A 17,507-nucleotide genomic window follows, 5' to 3' on the forward strand; every position below is an offset into this window, starting at 1 on the left:
GCTGGTTTTATCTCGAATGTAGGTTCTGGTCATCTCGCTATTCACATGCATCATCTGACGCCGCAACAATCCACAATTGCGGTTTACCAAAATCTTTATAGGCGTCCTCAATGAGACGCTTAAAGACATTAAAGTCCTCAGTGTTAATTTTCTCTACCCCATTTAAGTAAAGTGTGAGGTGAGTAATATCACTATCGGTCAAACAGTCCCAAGCGCTGTCCCAATTATGGGCAAAATAGTCGGGAAAATTGGCTGCTTTTGCTAAGCTAGTCAGTAGCGTCTCTTTATCCAAAACATCGCCAATGGGAATGTTAAGCGCTTGCTCAGGAATATTGTCAATGAGAGCAGAGTCGCTTTGATTGATACTTTTTCGGTTAACGCCGTTTTGATTAATGTTGCTTTGATTGATCTGGTTTTCATTAACATAGTAAATAGCTTGGCTCATATCATCTCACCTGCAATTGTCGGAAGCTATCATAATGGTCAACGGTCAAATAATAAATGGTCGGTGGATGACCGCCGGTGACAATGCGCCGTGCACCGCGGTGGGAAACCCCCGGTGTAGGCACGGTATATTCGCGATAGTAGCCTTGCGACTGGGCAGGTAGCTTGCCTTCACGATTATAAAAGGTTGTGCCATCTTTATTAGGGTAAGGAAAAGGACCGCCTTGCTTAATAAGTGCCAGCGTCTGGTCGATTTGCGCATCACCTGTGATAGCTGCGGAACCTGAACTGCTGGTTTTAGAGGCCGTCTGCGATATAGAAGTTGCTGGCGTGCTATCTGTAAATAAACTGGATTTTAAATCCCCAAAAAAGTAAACCGCAACGGCAATAAGGGCGATGAAACTCAAGAGGGTAGAGAAGCCACTTTTCTTGTTTTGGCTACCACGAGTATTTTTATATCGATTGTTTTTCTGCTGCGCATTATCTAGGTTGCGATGCGCTGAACTTGCTGCTGAATTTGATACTGATGTTTCTAAAATACTCAATTCATTAGAGGTGACTTCAGTTGCGCGCAATTGGTTTTTTTCATTACGCTGACTGTTAAAATAGACGCGCTGACCTTCGCTTATAGGTTGCGACAAGCGTACGGTGCTGATATGAAAGAAGACATCTTCACTTTGATTGTCTACCTCAATAAAGCCGTAGCCTTTATCAGCATTCCAGTGTTTAATCTTGCCACTTTGCATGGGCGCGCTATCCTATCGACGGTTTTTATTCAGCAAAATAATTTTTATGTGCCATATATAACATATTTATCAATAATAAAAAAACGCCAGCAATTAAGCTGACGTTTTTTATGGATTATACTCGAGGTAAGACGATAAATTGTAGTGAAGAAGTAATGCGCTAGGCGCGGGTTTCGCCATGACCGTAAACGATCCATTTTTGCGAGGTTAAGCCTTCGAGTCCAACCGGTCCACGCGCATGGATTTTATCGGTTGAGATACCGATTTCCGCCCCAAGCCCGTATTCAAATCCATCGGCAAAACGGCTAGAGGCGTTAATCATAACGCTTGCCGAATCGACTTCACGGATAAAGCGTTGCGACTTGGTATAATTGTCGGTAATGATAACGTCGGTATGCTGGCTGCCGTGGGTATTGATATGCTCAATCGCTTCATCGATACCCGATACCACTTTCACCGCTAATATAGGTGCAAGATACTCTGTATCCCAGTCTGCGCTAGTCGCCGCTGACAAATGCCCTTGAAGGGTAGCATTGTCATTTAAAATAGCCTGTGCTTTATCATCAAGGCGCAGTTGCATGGCATCATCAGCTTTTACGATGGCTTCAGCAATTTTTGGTAATAGCTCATTGGCAACTGATTCATCGACCAACAGCGTCTCCATAGTATTACAAGTACCGTAGCGATGGGTTTTGGCATTGACGCTAACCTTGATGGCAATGTCGGCATCGGCGTCGCTATCAATAAAGGTATGACAGTTACCATCTAAATGCTTAATCACAGGGACGCGGGCATCACGGCTGATACGCTCAATCAAACCTTTACCGCCGCGTGGCACGATAACATCGACATATTCTGTCATGGTAATCAGCTCGCCAACGGCAGCGCGGTCAGTGGTTTCTAACACTTGCACGCTATGCTCAGATAGACCAACCTTGTTTAAGCCTTTTAAAATACATTTCGCAATCGCTTGATTGGATTCAAAGGCTTCAGAGCCACCGCGTAAGATAATGGCGTTACCGGATTTTAGCGCAAGCGAAGCCGCCTCCAAGGTAACGTTGGGACGCGACTCATAAATCATACCGACCACACCAAGTGGCACGCGCATTTTACCCAAATGAATACCTGATGGCTGATAGGTCATATCCGTGACTGCGCCGATAGGATCGGGCAGCGCGGAGACGTCTTTTAAACCTTGCAGCATACCATCAAAGCGCGCGTCGTTTAGCTCTAGGCGGTCAAGTAAGGCGGCGTCTAAGTTATTTTTTGCACCCTTATCCATATCGACTTTATTGGCCGCTAAAATATCGGCTTTGGCGCTTTTTAATTCGTCATAGATTGCCATCAAGGCGGAATTCTTATCGCCGGTATTGGCCGCCGCTAGCGCTCGTGACGCGGCACGTGCTTGCTGACCAACGCGTTGCATATAAGCGGTAACATCTGTGGTATTCGATTGACTCATAAATTAACTTCCTTATAGTTATCAATAGAGGGTTTGCAGATTAGTAATGATGAATCCTAAATAATGAATCCTGGATTTTATAAAACGCTCATATATAGGTTCAGGCATAAAGAAACGCAGCTAAAGCCGCCTAAAAGCAGTAAATCTGCTAATTATCATCACTAATCTACAAAAATATGTTTTTAGCACTTGTTTATTTTTTAGCGCCTGACGGTTTTTTAGAAACTAATGGCTTTTTAGAAACTAATGGCTCTCTGCTATTTAACATAGAGGAGATGAGGACGATAGTAAAGTCGATTTTGTGAACAAAGACCGTTTATCAAGCACTGCAGAGTTTTCTTTAACCTTGTTTTTAGGGTTATTTACTAAATGTTTGGATTGATGTTTTTACTCGCATTTGAATTTTTATCCATAATAAATAGCATTTAGAAATAAAAAGATAAGCAGTTAAAAGTCAGGGCGCTGTTACGTGTTTTTAACAGAACTGCGCTGTAACTGCTAAGGTAGTACTTATAAATCGTGAGTATAGTGGGCGCTAATATGAAAAACACTTATGATGGAGAATAAAATGGCGATTGAAAATAAAACCTATAAAAACTGGTTAACGGTTGGTTTGGTGGTAGCGGCATTAAGTGTCAGTGCTTGTGGTAAAAAAGATGAAGCACCGATGGACGTCGAATCAACAGCCGATGCTCAGACAGCGGTAGAAGATGAAGCGACTGGCGTTGCTACAGCAGGCAGCAATGATGATGTTGCGGTAGCTAGCGCAAACGACAGTGCTGCCAACACTAACGAAAGTATGGTAGTCGGCGAAAATGATGATGTGGCAGTCGCAACGGCCGATGAGGCAGAGGTACTCGACGGTACTGAAAGCGAAGAGCATGTTTCGACGTACTAATGCCGCAGATAAAACAGCGCTAACGGCGTTAAGATGATAAAATGAGGCCCATAACTGACTGTGCGTTATGGGCCTCATTTTATAAAGGGTATTGCTTGGTCAAAAGCTCATAGGTAAAAGCGACAAGGTTTGCCTTTTTATTGCATTATAGGCGACAATATCGCGCCTTTATTGAACCCATCATAACGTTATCGAAATAATGCGACTAACACAGTGCTATAGCTGTTTGATAGATAACGCATTTTTTATTCATGTTTTCACTCATATTTATTGGAAGTCTGCTAAACCATGCTTGATACTGCAAAGAATCCGACTCGGCCTATCGCCTTAGATTTACAAGACGTCCATAAAAGCTATGGCTCATTAGACGTGCTAAAAGGGGTGTCGCTCACCGCCTATGATGGCGACGTCATCTCTATTTTAGGCTCGTCTGGCTCCGGTAAGTCGACCTTGCTGCGCTGTATTAATCTGCTCGAAAAGCCCAATCAAGGTCGTATTATCATCGGTAACGATGAGCTGATACTCAAACCTACTAAGTCGGGCGAATTGCAAGCGGCAGATATCAAGCAGCTAGAAAGCTTACGTGCGCGCGTGGGATTCGTCTTCCAGAGCTTTAACTTGTGGCCGCATAAGACCATTTTGCAAAATATCATCGAAGGGCCAACGCAAGTCCTAAAAATCAAAAAAGACCAAGCGATTAGTGATGCGGAAAAGCTGCTTGATAAAGTCGGTTTGCTTGATAAAAAAGATGCGTATCCCGCAAATTTATCAGGCGGTCAACGTCAGCGTGTGGCGATTGCGCGTGCGCTTGCGATGCAGCCGCAGGTGTTATTATTTGATGAGCCAACCTCGGCACTCGACCCTGAACTGGTTAATGAAGTGCTCGCCGTCATGCGCGAGCTGGCTGAAGAGGGGCGTACGATGTTGATTGTCACCCATGAGATGCGCTTTGCCCGTGAAGTATCGAGCAAGGTGGTATTCCTTCATCAAGGTGTGATTGAAGAGATTGGTACGCCTGAGCAAGTCTTTGATAACCCGAAATCTGAGCGCGTTAAAGACTTTATGGCATCGCATCGCAAAAACTAACAGGGCGTTTTCATTTGTTTTAATTCTAGTCGTTTCAATTTTATTGACTTTAACTTTAACGGCTTTAATTTTAACTGTTTTGATTTAGACGCTATTTTAAGTTTTTAAATGTTTAAAGCGATTAAAACGCTAAAATTACTCATTGGTAATTTTCTTAGGGTGTTTATTACTCAATAATCACAGTCGGTATGCAAAACGTTTGTTTTTGATATTTGAGTCAGGTATTATCAAAAGGTTTACAGGCAGTTGCTCATGATGCCTGCCTGTGTCTTCTGTGCATTGAATTGCTTTTCTGGCAGGGACGTCAGAGAACAAAATATCAGAACCCTATATTAAAAAATCCATCAGAATTTAAGGAATGTATGATGTCGAATTCTCGCCTATTGTGGTCATCGATGACCGTTACCGCCGCGCTCATGCTTGGTGCTTGTAGTCAGCCTGCTAACGAAGCTACTGATACCAATGCTGATGCCCCTGCCGCAGAAACGGCTGGCAAGACCATTCGTATCGCCACCGAGGGCGCTTACCCTCCTTTTAACTATACCAATGCCGATGGCAGCTTGGCGGGTTTCGATATCGATGTTGCCAATGCCTTATGTGCGCAAATGCAAGCCAAATGTGAAATCGTTGCCCAAGATTGGGACGGTATCATTCCAGGCTTATTGGCGCAGAAATATGATGCCGTCATCGCTGGGATGTCTATCACCGCTGAACGTCAAGAAAAGGTCGATTTCAGTGAGCCGTACTTTGCCAATACCATGGTTTGGCTCACCGATACCAAAGGCGGCTTTGATCCTAAAGCAATTAAGAGCCTAACCCTTGGTGGCCAACGCTCAACGACTCCGGGTGCGTACTTACAAGACAATTATGAAGGCAAAGACGGTAATACCGTTAAGCTTTATGATAATTATGACAATGCCTATTTGGACCTAAAGTCCGGTCGTAGTGATGCGGTACTTGCTGAAAAAGTCTCTGCCAAATCATGGTTAGCGGACAACCCAGAAGGCTTCGGCATCGTGGGTGATGAGATTGATAACGACGATAATATTGCCATTGCTGTTCGTAAAGGGGATTCAATCAAAGACGACTTTAATAAAGCGCTGAGCGAAATCCGTAGTAACGGTGAGCTTGCCCGTCTTGAACAGGAAAACTTCGGTCAATAATTTGCTTGCTACGCTTTGAGAAAAGTCTTCAATCAATAGACTGTTTTGAGAAGCGTTGATTAACGAATGACTGATCCATTGCGGATTAACAAACGGCTGGTCAATATATTAAGGAATAAACCCTATGATTACTTCAATGACATCATCAATAAGCAAAAAAGCCTTGTGGCTTGCCCCACTTAGTGCGGCGATGCTTATGCTTACGGCTTGTAATAACAGCTCAGCACCGACTGAAAGCACTGAGACAGATGCCGCTACTGATGCGCCTTTAAACATCAAAATCGCTACAGAATCCAGCTATAAGCCTTTTAGCTATACCGACGCTGATGGCAAATTAATCGGCTATGAGATTGAGCTGGTCGACGCTCTATGTGCGCAAATGAAAGCCGAGTGTGAAGTTATCTCGCAAGATTGGGATGGCTTAATTCCGGGGCTCAATGCACAGAAATTTGATGCGGCCATCGCTGGTATGTCAATCACGCCTGAGCGTAAAGAAGTCGTAGAGTTCAGCGACCCATACTTTCATACTGGCATCATCCTAATCGGTAAAAAAGGTGATGATATCAGCGTAGAAGGTCTAAAAGGACAGCCGATTGCCTCACAGCGCTCAACGGTGGCGTCACAGTATCTGCAAGAAAAACATGCCGACTCTGATATCAAACTTTATGACACCCAAGACAATGCTTACTTAGACCTAACCTCAGGTCGTGTCCGTGCCATGATGTCTGATAAAGTTACCGGTATTGATTGGCTAAAAACCGAAGCCGGTAAAGACTATGAAGTTAAAGGGCAAGAAATCAGCACCAGTGATGATGCGATGGGTATTGCCTTCCGTAAAGGCGATCCATTAGTTGCTAAATTTAATAAAGCACTGGCTGAACTTAAAGACAACGGCACTTATGACCAAATCACCGGTAGCTATTTTGGTACCAGCTCAACAGCGGCGGCACAAAAAGCAGTAGCGACTGAGGGTGTTAAAGAGGTGGTGGTGGTTGATGATGGTAATGTCGATGCCAATGCTGTGATTGCCAAAGAAGAACAAGCAGAAGCGGCGACTAATTAATAGGACTTTTCATAAAGGCCTATTAGATAAGCGCTGGTTTTAATAAAGCACGTTTTGACTAAAGCGTGCTTTATGCCATTTATAATATTTTGCCAAGTGATAATGCTAAGTCTAAAAGTCTAATTAATAATACCCAGTAACAACATCAAGGATGATTATGAGCAACCATCTTTTCTCAGCCAGCATATTTAGTACGTCTGCTATTTCCTCATCCGCCAGTAAACCTTTCTTAAAGGCAAAGCCGATGCTAGCCCTAACGGCATTATTGGCGTTGGCGGGTTGCAGTAATGGTCAAAATGAAACTAACGAAACCGCTAGTTCAGAGGCAACGAAGACAACAGAAGCGACCGAAAACAACACCGCTGCGGCAGATGACAATGTGCTGCGTATCGGTACCGAAGGCGCTTATGCACCCTTTAACTATACCAATGCTGATGGAACGCTTGGCGGCTTCGATGTTGAGATTGCCAATGCTATCTGCGACGATATGCAGATGACCTGTGAGATTATGGCGCAAGATTGGGATGGTATTATTCCTGGCCTTAAAGCGGGTAAATACGATGCCATCGTCGCGGCAATGTCGGTAACGCCTGAGCGCGCAAAGCAAGTTGCTTTTACCGATCCGTACTTTAGCAATGCGTTGGTATTTTTAGCCAAAAAAGACAGCAGCTTTGATCCAGCTAATAGCAGCGATATCAATGCGCATTCTATTGCTGCGCAGCGCTCGACCATCTCTTCGCAGTGGTTAGAAAATACTTATCCAAAAGCCAATATGAAGCTTTATGATACCTTGAGTAATGCCTTTTTAGATTTGGGTTCCGGTCGTGTCGATGCCATGATATCTGACAAACTGCCAGCGTTAGAGTGGCTCGGTTCAGCATCAGGTAGTGATTATGTGCTAAAAGGCGATGAGATTGATATTAATGATAACTTTGCTATTGCCGTGCGTCCTAATGATGAAGCCCTGCAAGCAAAAATCAATCAATCATTGGCCAATATAAAGTCTAATGGCACTTATGATAAAATCAATCAAAAGTATTTTGCTGTACCAGTAAGTGCAACGCCAACAACAGCAACGCCAACAGCAGCACCAACAACGTTAGATAGCACCGCACAATAGCGGTTTGATACTATATGGTTCGATACTATTAGTATCTTGAATGAATGCTGTATTAATAAGCATAAAGACATTGCCATGATGGCGATGTCTTTTTTGCTTTTTATAGCAAATCATTGCGTTTTAAGGGTGATTAACAGTCGGGTTTTATCAAATCTTACTGATTTATTTGATATTTATGCTGATAAGTACCTATTTAGACCGTGCTTTTACGCGTCAGTATTAACATAGCTGGCAGCGAATATGATAAAATCAGCGCTCATTTCTACTGTGTCAATTACCGCCGCAATAATCGTATTTATCTGACGTCACTCTATGACGCAAAAGGCTAATATCTATTTGGTCTAGCAGACGATTATCAGCAGCGTTCAGCTATTGATGCTGATTCTTTTAACTCATATTTTGCAAATTGCTAATATAAAGAGACTGAGTGGATAATTGTGTTTGATTTACAAGGATTTGGCGCGCTATTACTAAGCGGCGCTACCGTCACCATAAAACTTGCCATGACCAGTCTGATCATCGGCATGTTCTTAGGCTTGCTCGGTGCCACAGCAAAGCTGTCTAATATCTGGCTGCTGCGTAAGCTTGCGACGGTCTATACCGCCACGATGCGCGGGATTCCTGAGCTGCTATTGGTGCTGTTTATCTATTATGGTGGCTCTATCGTGCTGATGAGCATCCTCAAAAAGTTCGGCTATAACGACTATGTCGAGATTAGCGCTTTTTGGGGCGGCGTCATGGCATTGTCTATTGCTTTTGGTGCGTATGCGACTGAAATTTTTCGCATGTCGATTCAAGAGATTCCAATAGGGCAACGCGAAGCAGCGCAAGCGATCGGGATGCGTCCTTTTCAGACCTTTTATCGTATTACCTTGCCGCAAGTATGGCAAATTGCGCTGCCGGGTTTGGGCAATTTGTTTTTGGTATTGCTTAAAGATACGGCCTTGGTCTCGGTTGTCGGTCTTAAAGACATCATGTATCAGTCCTCGCGTGCGGCGCAGTCGACACAGCAGCCGTTTACTTTTTATATGGCAGCGGCGATTATTTATTTGGGTCTGACCATGTTGATTACCGGCTTTATGATGTGGCTTGAATGGCGCGCCAATCCGGCGGCGCGTTATGCCAAAAAGCTTAGCCGTCAAACTAGCCCCCATCAAACCACTCAAAGTCAATCGACCATAGGGTAGAGGAGAGATACTATGGATTGGAATTGGCAGGTCATTTTTGACCATATCCCTGATTTACTTAATGGCGCGGTATTGACCGTACAGCTAGTCGTGTTCTCAGGTATTATCGGCTTGTTTTTTGGTTTGATTTTGGCGTTATTGCGGTTGTCCAAAAATTGGCTAGTGCAAGTCTTACCGTTTTTATATATCTTCTTTTTCCGTGGCACGCCGCTACTGGTACAGATATTCCTGATTTATTATGGTCTTGGGCAGTTTGAAGCGGTACGTAACTCGTTCTTATGGGAGCCGGTGCTTAGCCAAGCTTACTGGTGTGCGATTATTGCCTTTACCCTCAATACCAGTGCCTATTTGGCAGAAATTATTCGCGGTGCTATCCAAAATATTCCTGTGGGCGAGCTTGAAGCCGCCGATGCGATTGGCATGTCAAAATGGCAGAAGCTGACGCGCATTACTTTACCGCGTGCCTTTGGTATTGTGATTCCAGCCTACAGTAATGAAGTTATCTTTATGCTAAAAGGTAGTGCATTGGCATCAACCATTGCTTTGATGGATATCACGGGCGTTGCTCGTACGATTAGTGCGCGGACTTATACCTTGATGGAATTGTTCTTTGCCGCCGGTGTGGTTTATCTATTATTATCGTGGGTTATCTTGTTTAGCTTTAGATTGTTTGAAAAGCGTATGAATCGTCACGCCAGCTACGTACCACCCGATGTGGTTACCAATACGATTCCTTAATAATAGTAAATATAAGATAAAAATCTACTCCTAAATGTTTATAAATTGCCGTGAGAATCTAATATGAGCCAATCACCACATATGTCTTTAGCCGATGCGATTGCTGCGGGCGTTAATGATAACAGTGCTAACGATGCCAATGAGTATTTACGTGCGTCTATCGGTAAAGTGGTCTGCGTCGGTCGCAACTATGCGGCGCATGCTGAAGAATTAGGCAATGAAGTACCTAAAGCACCGATATTGTTTATGAAGCCAGCATCTTCGGTGGTGTCCATCCGTCAAGGCGTTGTACGTCCAAATCCAGCGCTATATGGTGAAACGCATTACGAAGCTGAGCTGTGCGTGCAATTAGCCGCAGACTTATCAGCGGCAACGATTGAAGAAGCCAAGCAAGCGATTGGTGGCGTAACATTGGGCTTAGATTTGACCTTGCGTGAGCTACAAGCCGAGCTGAAAGAAAAAGGTCATCCTTGGGAGCGCGCTAAATGCTTCGATGGCGCTTGCGTGCTTGGCGATTGGCTTGACCCGCAAGTATTTGGCGATTTCACAGATGTCCATTATCAGCTGACTATTAATGATGCGCTCAAGCAAGACGGTGATAGTGCCTTGATGCTATTTCCTGTTTATGAGTTATTGGTAAATATCAGTCACGCCTTTAGCTTGCAAGCAGGTGATGTGATTATGACTGGCACGCCAAGTGGTGTTGGCGCCTTACAAGCAGGCGACCAATTGAGCTTAAAACTGGGCGCTCATGAATGGCAGGCAGAGGTTAAGTAAGCTATCAGTTAGCGGTTAATGATAAATTTATTAATGACCATTCTTTCAATGACAAATCTCTTAATGCCAAAACTGCTATTCACTATCAAAACCCCAAATACTATTTGGGGTTTTTTTGTGTTAAAAACTGAGCATAATGATGATATATTTTGCTTAGTAACAACTTAAAAAATGCTAAATAAAATACTAAGAAAAACACGATAAGTACCATCTATACTCATACGCTTGTAACCGCTATGACAATAAAGATACGGGATAGTTCAATCATTATCTTCTGTTTATGGCATTTACAGGCTAGTATGGCAAATCTCCTTAATTGCTTGATGTATCAAAACTATGCTCAAACCAAGACCTTTAGAAAGCATTCATGATTTATTTGCTACCACTCGGCGTCCCCCTGATAAATTGGATACTGACGAAGGTTTTCAAGGCGATGTCTATGAAGAGTTGGCGAAACTTGAATATATTTATGTCGATGAGCTAAGCGCAGAAACGGTCGATAACAGCTATAGCAAACCGCATGAGCCCATATCCTTGGTAGATTTCTTTGAGGGCTTGGCGCAGCTAGCTACGATGGGCGTGGTTGAAGTCACGGATATTGTAGAAGCTATCCACCGTGAGATATTATTGCGTCCTTTAGGGCGCTTTAATAAAGGCAATCTTGAGCACTGGCAGCGCGGTATCACCGGTCGCATTTATGGCACGGTCCGTCAGGCGATGCAAATGGTCGGCAATAATATCGCCACAGGGATGCGGCTTTATAACACGGTTTTAAAGCCCAAAAAAATACAGCCGTTGCCGAAAAACTTACGCCGCGTGGTTAATATTTTAAACGGCGTCATGGGCGATCACCTTGTCACCCATCATAATCCATTGGCCGTATCGATGGTGCTATATGATAAATACAATCGCGTGCAAAGCGATGCACTGTCAGGGCGGGTGATTGTTTTATGTCATGGGCTTTGTATGAGTCACTTAAGCTGGCAAGTAGCTGACGAGGGCAATCTGGCTGAAACGCTGAGTAGCAAGCTGCCAAACACGACGGTTTTGTATTTGAACTATAATACCGGTCGACGTATCTCGAGTAACGGGCGTAGCTTTGCAAAAGTTTTGCAAGATTTGGTGGAGAATAATCCAGATATCACCCAGCTTGATTTAATCGGCCATAGCATGGGCGGTTTGCTGAGTCGTAGCGCGCTATTTTATGGTAAAGAACAAGGTTTTAGCTGGGTCGAACGCGTGGGCAATCTTATCACTTTAGGCTCGCCACATCATGGCGCAAGCTTAGAGCAGATTGGTCATTTTGTTCAAGATAAAATCGCTAAATTGCCTTTTGCAGGCTCATTAGCCAAGCTAGGCGACCTGCGCAGTGCAGGTATTATTGATTTACGTTATGGTAGTATTCGCGATGCAGACTGGAAATCTGCCGAAGGGCGCAGTGTGCTGCCCGCAGAATTTCGCCATCCAACGCGCTTGCCTTTGCATGTAAATACCTATCTGGTCGCGGCAGCTATGGTTGAAGTGCATTATAAATCTAAGACCACAAGCTTACTCGGTGATGGGCTGGTTTCGGTAGAATCGGCGCTTGGCGAGTATACCGAAGAGCATACATTGAATGTGCCAGAGGGCCATAAAGCGATTTTTTATGGTGTTAATCATATGAATCTAATCTATAACGATAGGGTACATCAGCAAATCATTGCTTGGTTATTAGCCAATAGACAAGGCGATGCGCATGAAGCAAAGTACGCGCTTGAGGACCGTATTTACTCTTATCCAGAAATAGATGAAGTTGCGGATTAAGCATTTTTTAAATTATTAATATCACCTTTAATGAGCCTAGAGCCGTAAATGTGGAATGACAAAAACGAAAAACCCTCAAGCATGACACTTGAGGGTTTTTTTGAATTAAGCAAAATTAAATAAGGACAATCAAATAAATAGAACTAAAAACTACTCAGCGAAAATCGCCGCCACATCATCTTTATTAAATTTATAGACTTCACCGCAAAATCCGCAATCCATCTCAAAAGTACCGCCTTGCTCTTCAACGATATCTAAAACTTCAGTTTCGCCGATTTGCTCGATGGCCATTTCACACTTCTCGCGTGAGCAGGTACAGCCAAATGATAAAGACACAGGGTCAGGGGCAACGACTTTTTCTTCATTATATAAGCGATAAAGAATCTCGTTGGTATCAAGCGTGGTCAGCTCTTCTGCTTTCACTGTACGCGTGAGCACACTTAAGCGCGTCCATAAATCATCATCGATACCGGCGTCTTGGTTTTGCTCGACTTCATAGGTTTCTTCAGCCGTACGAGGCAGCATTTGTACCAAGATACCGCCTGCTTGCAAACCATCAGAGGCTAAGTTAATCAGCGTTGGAATCTGCGCCGATTGCTTTTGATAATGCGCCAAGCAGTCCGCCAAATTATCATGGCTACGCTCAACGATACCTTGATACGGCTCGCCGCCATCAGGTTGAATATTAATAAACAATACGCCTTGACCAGCAGCACCCAATTCCGCAAACGCTTCTTTGGCGTGCAGCATATTTTCCCACGCTTGTACTTGCTCGTCAGTGTCGCCTTTCCAGCTGGCAAGGGCACGGATGATACCGTCTTGGTCACATTCAGCCATCGCCCAATTCAGCAAGCTGTCACTATCTGATGACTGCAACTGAATCGATAAACGACCATTGATTTTAACGGTACTGATTAGCAAACTTGCTGCCGTTAGCATCTCGCCCAATAAGCGCTTAATCGCTTCAGGGTAAGGCTTTTGCGCAATCGTGGTCGCATAACTGCGTGATAGGCGCACCACATCGCCGCGCACCGGTGAATCTTCGATAAAAAAGCGTTGGCGTACGTCGTTATCATGATGCTGAACAACCGCTTGGCTCTCAGTATTTGGGGCTTGAGTATCTTGTGTCATAGGTCATAGGTAGTATTAAGAAGTTGTTAGCTTTATGGGGATTGATCATGATTTATCAATCACAGCGTGTAGATTGCTTGCTGATTTTAAGTTATTTATTAAAAATAAAGGCTCGTATTCAGCGCTTAAATAGCCTGTAGTATTTTCTACGCTTATGGTGGTTTTGTTGGCTATCTATTAAGATAGATAAGCTTAAGTATTTTGCAAGTCGCCCTTATTAAAAAAAGTTTACCCCCACCGCTCAAATTGTTGTACAGTAACATTAAGTTGCATAGTGATAAATAACAGCAACAGCATGGATGCATGGCGGAAAAGTCATTTAATGACCAACATAAAGTCGAGCAATGGCTTACACAACGCCAAAGTCCCCTCTTAATTTTGTGATAATGTGATAAAAGGATGTATCTCATGACCTACTTAATCTCTAAACCCTTAACTTTGGCTGCCTTTATGGCACTTGGTTTGGCGGGTTGTAATAATAGCAATCAAACCAACACTGAAGCGACGCCAGCAGATGGGGCGACTACGACAGAAACGGCAGCAAATGCCAACGGCACGCTACAAAAAATCAAAGATTCAGGCACTATCGTGGTCGGTCACCGTGATTCTTCTATTCCGTTCTCTTATATCGCTGATGACCCAAATCAACCGATTGGCTATGCCCACGATTTAGAGATGAAAGTGGTCGAAGCGGTTAAAGAAAAGCTAAATATGCCTGATCTAAAAATTCGTTATAACCTGATCACCTCGCAAACTCGTATTCCTTTGGTACAAAACGGCACGGTCGACTTTGAGTGTGGTTCAACGACCAATAACGAAGAGCGCCAAAAACAAGTGGCCTTCTCAAACGGCTTCTTTGAAATTGGCACGCGTTTATTGACCAAAAAAGACTCAGGTATCCAAGATTTTGAAGACCTAAAAGGTAAAACTTTGGTCACTACCGCCGGTACGACCTCAGAGCGTTACATCCGTCAGTACAATGATGATAAGAAAATGAATACCAATATCATCTCAGCAAAAGACCATGGCGAAGGCTTCTTGATGCTAGAAAATGGTCGCGCTGATGCCTTTATGATGGATGATGTCTTGCTTGCGGGCGAAAAAGCCAAAGCCAAAAATCCTGATGACTGGGTTATCGTTGGTACACCGCAATCGTTTGAGATTTATGGTTGTATGATGCGTAAAGACGACCCTGAATTTAAAGCGGTGGTCGATGAAGCGCTTGCCAATGTCTTTAGCTCAGGCGAGATTAATAGCATTTATGACAAATGGTTCTTAAATCCAATCCCACCAAAAAATGTCAATCTAAACTTTGAGATGTCAGACAATCTAAAAGCTTTGATTGCCAATCCACATGATAGCGCTCAGCCAAAAGTCGCGACAGCACAGTAATTATTGTCCCTCAACATAGCTTGCTTACGCGCTCAGATTGATAGCAATGTCAATCGGGCGCGTCGGCTTTTCAATCGCTGCTTGGAGAGACAATCATGAATTATAGCTGGAACTGGGGTGTGCTCTTTGAGCAGACCGGTATCGGTAACGAGCTTTATATCCATTGGATGATTACAGGTCTAGGCTGGCTGTTATTGATTGGCAGTATCGCTTGGGCCATAGCCATGGTCGTTGGTACTATTTTTGGCATTATGCGCACCTTGCCAAATAAGGCTGCCCGTAGCATCGGCACCGCCTATGTGACGTTTTTTCGTAATATTCCACTTCTCGTACAATTATTCTTTTGGTTTTATATTGCCCCCGGTTGGCTGACGCCCGCGATACAGGACTGGTGGTATAAAGACTTATCTCCCAATACCTCAGCCATGCTGTCAGCAAGTATCGGTCTAGGGTTATTTACTGCGGCGCGTATCGTCGAGCAAGTGCGTACTGGCATCGAATCGCTTCCTGAAGGGCAAGTCAATGCGGCTTATGCGCTTGGCTTTACGATTCCGCAGGCTTATAAGGAAGTGCTATTACCGCAAGCGTTTCGAATTATCCTGCCACCGCTGAGCTCAGAGCTGACCAACTGCTTTAAAAATGCTTCAGTGGCGTCACTCGTTGGGGTAATGGAGCTGATTAGCCAAACCAAAACCATTAGTGAATACACCCAAAACAGCCTCGAGATTTATACTTATGCGACCATTATTTATCTGGTCTTTAATCTGTCCTTGATTGCTATTATGGGTTTGATAGAACGTAAATTACGTGTGCCCGGGCTGATTGCAGGAGGTCAAAAATGAATATGATGACCGAACTTGCAACGGCGTATCCCGGTTTGATGGGCGGCATGCTGACCACTTTAAAGGTATTGTTTCTCGCTATTTTAGGTGGCATCAGCTTAGGAACGGTACTGGCCTTGATGCGCTTATCAGGTATTAAAGCGCTAGAAATTCCTGCCAAACTATACGTTAATTATTTTCGCTCAGTACCGTTACTATTGGTGCTGCTATGGTTTTATTTTGCCGTACCGATGATTTATTTTTGGATAGCGGGTAAGTATCTGCAACTCGATACCGCGTTTACCTCGTGTGTCGTCGCCTTTATGATGTTTGAAGCAGCGTACTTCTCAGAAGTGGTACGGGCCGGTATCCAATCGATTGGTAGCGGGCAGGTTAATGCAGCGAAAGCGCTAGGTATGACTTATGGGCAAACGATGCGTTTGGTTATCTTGCCGCAAGCCTTTCGTAAAATGCTACCGCTGATTTTGCAGCAATGTATTATTTTATTCCAAGATACGACGTTGGTATTTGCCATTGGTTTGACCGATTTCTTCCGCGCCGCTTACGTTCGTGGTGAGCTGATGGGGCTATTAACGCCTTATATTTTAGGTGCAGGGGCTATTTATTTTATCATTAGCTTAAGTGCCTCTATCGGCGTGCAGCAACTGCAAAAACGCCTCAGATTTTAAGGTGAATTTAACGCAGTATTTTAAGATTAAGACTTTAATTTAATAAATATTATCGAAAGTAATGTGGTTAGGAGCCAGTGATGAATGAGCCAGTGGTAAATAATGCTGACACGTATATGAATAAATTTGGCGGACTGGTCACTGATAATGGGCATGCGAGCGATGAGATAGTCATTGAGATGTCTAATGTCAGTAAATGGTATGGCGACTTTCAAGTGCTAACTGACTGTAGCGCTCATGTGCATAAAGGTGATGTGGTCGTGGTTTGTGGCCCATCGGGTAGTGGTAAATCTACTTTGATAAAAACCGTCAATGGTCTCGAGCCGTTTCAAAAAGGTAACATCATGGTCAACGGTATCTCGGTTGGCGCATCAAAGACCAATTTACCCAAATTGCGCAGCAGTGTTGGGATGGTATTCCAGCATTTTGAATTGTTTCCGCATCTGACCATTATTGATAATCTGATGGTGGCACAAATCAAGGTATTGGGTCGTAAAGAAGACGAAGCTAAGAAAAAAGCTATGGCGTATCTAGATCGTGTCGGGCTGACGGTGCAAGCGGCAAAGTATCCGGCTGAGCTGTCCGGTGGTCAGCAGCAGCGTGTGGCTATTGCGCGTGCGCTGGCGATGGATCCAGTAGCGATGCTGTTTGACGAGCCAACCTCCGCGCTTGATCCAGAGATGATTCAAGAAGTGCTTGACGTGATGGTTGAGCTGACTCGTGATGGTATGACCATGATGTGCGTGACCCATGAAATGGGCTTTGCCAGTCAAGTTGCCAATCGGATTATCTTTATGGATGAAGGTCATATCGTCGAAAACTGTAGTAAAGATGAGTTTTTTGAAGGCGCAAAAAGTGACCGCGCGCAGATGTTCTTATCTAAAATTCTCAATCATTAAAGGTATTATTAAAAATATCATTCAGATTTACATCATCCAAAGCGTCTATTTATAGGCGCTTTTTTATGCCCGTAGCATATCCTATATT

General features: G+C 43.9%; 17 protein-coding genes. 13 read left to right on the forward strand and 4 right to left on the reverse strand.

The window, feature by feature from the left end; genetic code table 11:
- Positions 1-37 precede the first annotated feature (37 nt).
- From PG901_RS09450 to PG901_RS09460, 3 genes are all read right to left on the reverse strand, one after another.
- Positions 38-445, reverse strand: coding sequence for a barstar family protein (locus tag PG901_RS09450; RefSeq protein ID WP_201624722.1), 408 nt, complete (start codon positions 443-445; stop codon positions 38-40).
- 1 nt (position 446) lies between these two features.
- A complete protein-coding gene (locus tag PG901_RS09455) occupies positions 447-1,190 on the reverse strand; it encodes a ribonuclease domain-containing protein (RefSeq protein WP_201624723.1) in 744 nt (247 codons plus the stop codon).
- Positions 1,191-1,350: 160 nt separating this feature from the next.
- On the reverse strand, positions 1,351-2,652 hold the full coding sequence (locus tag PG901_RS09460) for a glutamate-5-semialdehyde dehydrogenase (RefSeq protein ID WP_201624724.1): 1,302 nt from the start codon (positions 2,650-2,652) through the stop codon (positions 1,351-1,353).
- 553 nt (positions 2,653-3,205) lie between these two features.
- Between PG901_RS09460 and PG901_RS09465 the strand changes: the two genes are divergently transcribed.
- From PG901_RS09465 to PG901_RS09505, 9 genes are all read left to right on the forward strand, one after another.
- The gene (locus PG901_RS09465; protein ID WP_227692276.1) at positions 3,206-3,550 is read left to right on the forward strand and encodes a hypothetical protein; all 345 of its coding nucleotides are present in this window, start codon (positions 3,206-3,208) and stop codon (positions 3,548-3,550) included.
- A 288-nt stretch (positions 3,551-3,838) separates the two neighbouring features.
- Positions 3,839-4,636 (forward strand): ABC transporter ATP-binding protein, encoded by a 798-nt coding sequence (locus PG901_RS09470; RefSeq protein WP_201624725.1) that lies wholly within the window; start codon positions 3,839-3,841, stop codon positions 4,634-4,636.
- Positions 4,637-5,001: 365 nt separating this feature from the next.
- Positions 5,002-5,799 carry a transporter substrate-binding domain-containing protein gene (locus PG901_RS09475; protein ID WP_372829184.1) on the forward strand — a complete coding sequence of 266 codons (798 nt, stop codon included), beginning with the start codon at positions 5,002-5,004 and terminating at the stop codon, positions 5,797-5,799.
- A 124-nt stretch (positions 5,800-5,923) separates the two neighbouring features.
- Positions 5,924-6,862, forward strand: coding sequence for a transporter substrate-binding domain-containing protein (locus tag PG901_RS09480; RefSeq protein ID WP_201624727.1), 939 nt, complete (start codon positions 5,924-5,926; stop codon positions 6,860-6,862).
- Positions 6,863-7,019: 157 nt separating this feature from the next.
- Positions 7,020-7,982, forward strand: coding sequence for an ABC transporter substrate-binding protein (locus PG901_RS09485; RefSeq protein ID WP_201624728.1), 963 nt, complete (start codon positions 7,020-7,022; stop codon positions 7,980-7,982).
- A 437-nt stretch (positions 7,983-8,419) separates the two neighbouring features.
- Complete coding sequence (locus PG901_RS09490; RefSeq protein ID WP_201562301.1) at positions 8,420-9,169, forward strand: ABC transporter permease; 750 nt, start codon at positions 8,420-8,422, stop codon at positions 9,167-9,169.
- Positions 9,170-9,181: 12 nt separating this feature from the next.
- The gene (locus PG901_RS09495; RefSeq protein WP_149490594.1) at positions 9,182-9,907 is read left to right on the forward strand and encodes an ABC transporter permease; all 726 of its coding nucleotides are present in this window, start codon (positions 9,182-9,184) and stop codon (positions 9,905-9,907) included.
- A 63-nt stretch (positions 9,908-9,970) separates the two neighbouring features.
- Positions 9,971-10,684, forward strand: a complete 714-nt coding sequence (locus PG901_RS09500; protein ID WP_201624729.1) for a fumarylacetoacetate hydrolase family protein — start codon at positions 9,971-9,973, stop codon at positions 10,682-10,684.
- Between the two features lie 336 nt (positions 10,685-11,020).
- Positions 11,021-12,487 (forward strand): alpha/beta fold hydrolase, encoded by a 1,467-nt coding sequence (locus tag PG901_RS09505; protein ID WP_201624730.1) that lies wholly within the window; start codon positions 11,021-11,023, stop codon positions 12,485-12,487.
- Positions 12,488-12,637: 150 nt separating this feature from the next.
- Here PG901_RS09505 and hslO read toward each other — a convergent pair whose 3' ends face one another.
- On the reverse strand, positions 12,638-13,618 hold the full coding sequence (gene hslO / locus PG901_RS09510) for an Hsp33 family molecular chaperone HslO (RefSeq protein WP_201624731.1): 981 nt from the start codon (positions 13,616-13,618) through the stop codon (positions 12,638-12,640).
- Positions 13,619-14,026: 408 nt separating this feature from the next.
- On the opposite strand from hslO, the gene PG901_RS09515 reads away from it, so the two are divergent.
- The 4 genes from PG901_RS09515 to PG901_RS09530 all read left to right on the forward strand — a co-directional run bounded on the left by PG901_RS09515 (position 14,027) and on the right by PG901_RS09530 (position 17,419).
- Complete coding sequence (locus tag PG901_RS09515; RefSeq protein WP_201624732.1) at positions 14,027-15,010, forward strand: glutamate/aspartate ABC transporter substrate-binding protein; 984 nt, start codon at positions 14,027-14,029, stop codon at positions 15,008-15,010.
- A gap of 95 nt (positions 15,011-15,105) precedes the next feature.
- Positions 15,106-15,852: an amino acid ABC transporter permease gene (locus PG901_RS09520; protein WP_183619867.1), complete on the forward strand. Its 747-nt coding sequence runs from the start codon at positions 15,106-15,108 to the stop codon at positions 15,850-15,852.
- Positions 15,849-16,520, forward strand: a complete 672-nt coding sequence (locus tag PG901_RS09525) for an ABC transporter permease subunit (RefSeq protein WP_183619868.1) — start codon at positions 15,849-15,851, stop codon at positions 16,518-16,520. Before PG901_RS09520 ends, PG901_RS09525 begins: the two co-directional genes overlap by 4 nt.
- Before the next feature lie 116 nt (positions 16,521-16,636).
- Positions 16,637-17,419: an amino acid ABC transporter ATP-binding protein gene (locus tag PG901_RS09530; protein ID WP_201562444.1), complete on the forward strand. Its 783-nt coding sequence runs from the start codon at positions 16,637-16,639 to the stop codon at positions 17,417-17,419.
- Positions 17,420-17,507 lie beyond the last annotated feature (88 nt).

The sequence above is a fragment of the Psychrobacter sp. ANT_H3 genome, from assembly GCF_027919975.1.
In the GTDB taxonomy this organism is placed as follows: domain Bacteria; phylum Pseudomonadota; class Gammaproteobacteria; order Pseudomonadales; family Moraxellaceae; genus Psychrobacter; species Psychrobacter maritimus.

Coding starts and splice junctions, on each gene's coding strand:
- hslO (WP_201624731.1), bottom strand. CDS start 13,618: ATGACACAAGATACTCAAGCCCCAAATACTGAGAGCCAAGCGGTTGTT.
- PG901_RS09480 (WP_201624727.1), top strand. CDS start 5,924: ATGATTACTTCAATGACATCATCAATAAGCAAAAAAGCCTTGTGGCTT.
- PG901_RS09475 (WP_372829184.1), top strand. CDS start 5,002: ATGTCGAATTCTCGCCTATTGTGGTCATCGATGACCGTTACCGCCGCG.
- PG901_RS09495 (WP_149490594.1), top strand. CDS start 9,182: ATGGATTGGAATTGGCAGGTCATTTTTGACCATATCCCTGATTTACTT.
- PG901_RS09505 (WP_201624730.1), top strand. CDS start 11,021: ATGCTCAAACCAAGACCTTTAGAAAGCATTCATGATTTATTTGCTACC.
- PG901_RS09530 (WP_201562444.1), top strand. CDS start 16,637: ATGAATAAATTTGGCGGACTGGTCACTGATAATGGGCATGCGAGCGAT.
- PG901_RS09460 (WP_201624724.1), bottom strand. CDS start 2,652: ATGAGTCAATCGAATACCACAGATGTTACCGCTTATATGCAACGCGTT.
- PG901_RS09520 (WP_183619867.1), top strand. CDS start 15,106: ATGAATTATAGCTGGAACTGGGGTGTGCTCTTTGAGCAGACCGGTATC.
- PG901_RS09455 (WP_201624723.1), bottom strand. CDS start 1,190: ATGCAAAGTGGCAAGATTAAACACTGGAATGCTGATAAAGGCTACGGC.
- PG901_RS09465 (WP_227692276.1), top strand. CDS start 3,206: ATGATGGAGAATAAAATGGCGATTGAAAATAAAACCTATAAAAACTGG.
- PG901_RS09470 (WP_201624725.1), top strand. CDS start 3,839: ATGCTTGATACTGCAAAGAATCCGACTCGGCCTATCGCCTTAGATTTA.
- PG901_RS09450 (WP_201624722.1), bottom strand. CDS start 445: ATGAGCCAAGCTATTTACTATGTTAATGAAAACCAGATCAATCAAAGC.
- PG901_RS09485 (WP_201624728.1), top strand. CDS start 7,020: ATGAGCAACCATCTTTTCTCAGCCAGCATATTTAGTACGTCTGCTATT.
- PG901_RS09525 (WP_183619868.1), top strand. CDS start 15,849: ATGAATATGATGACCGAACTTGCAACGGCGTATCCCGGTTTGATGGGC.
- PG901_RS09500 (WP_201624729.1), top strand. CDS start 9,971: ATGAGCCAATCACCACATATGTCTTTAGCCGATGCGATTGCTGCGGGC.
- PG901_RS09515 (WP_201624732.1), top strand. CDS start 14,027: ATGACCTACTTAATCTCTAAACCCTTAACTTTGGCTGCCTTTATGGCA.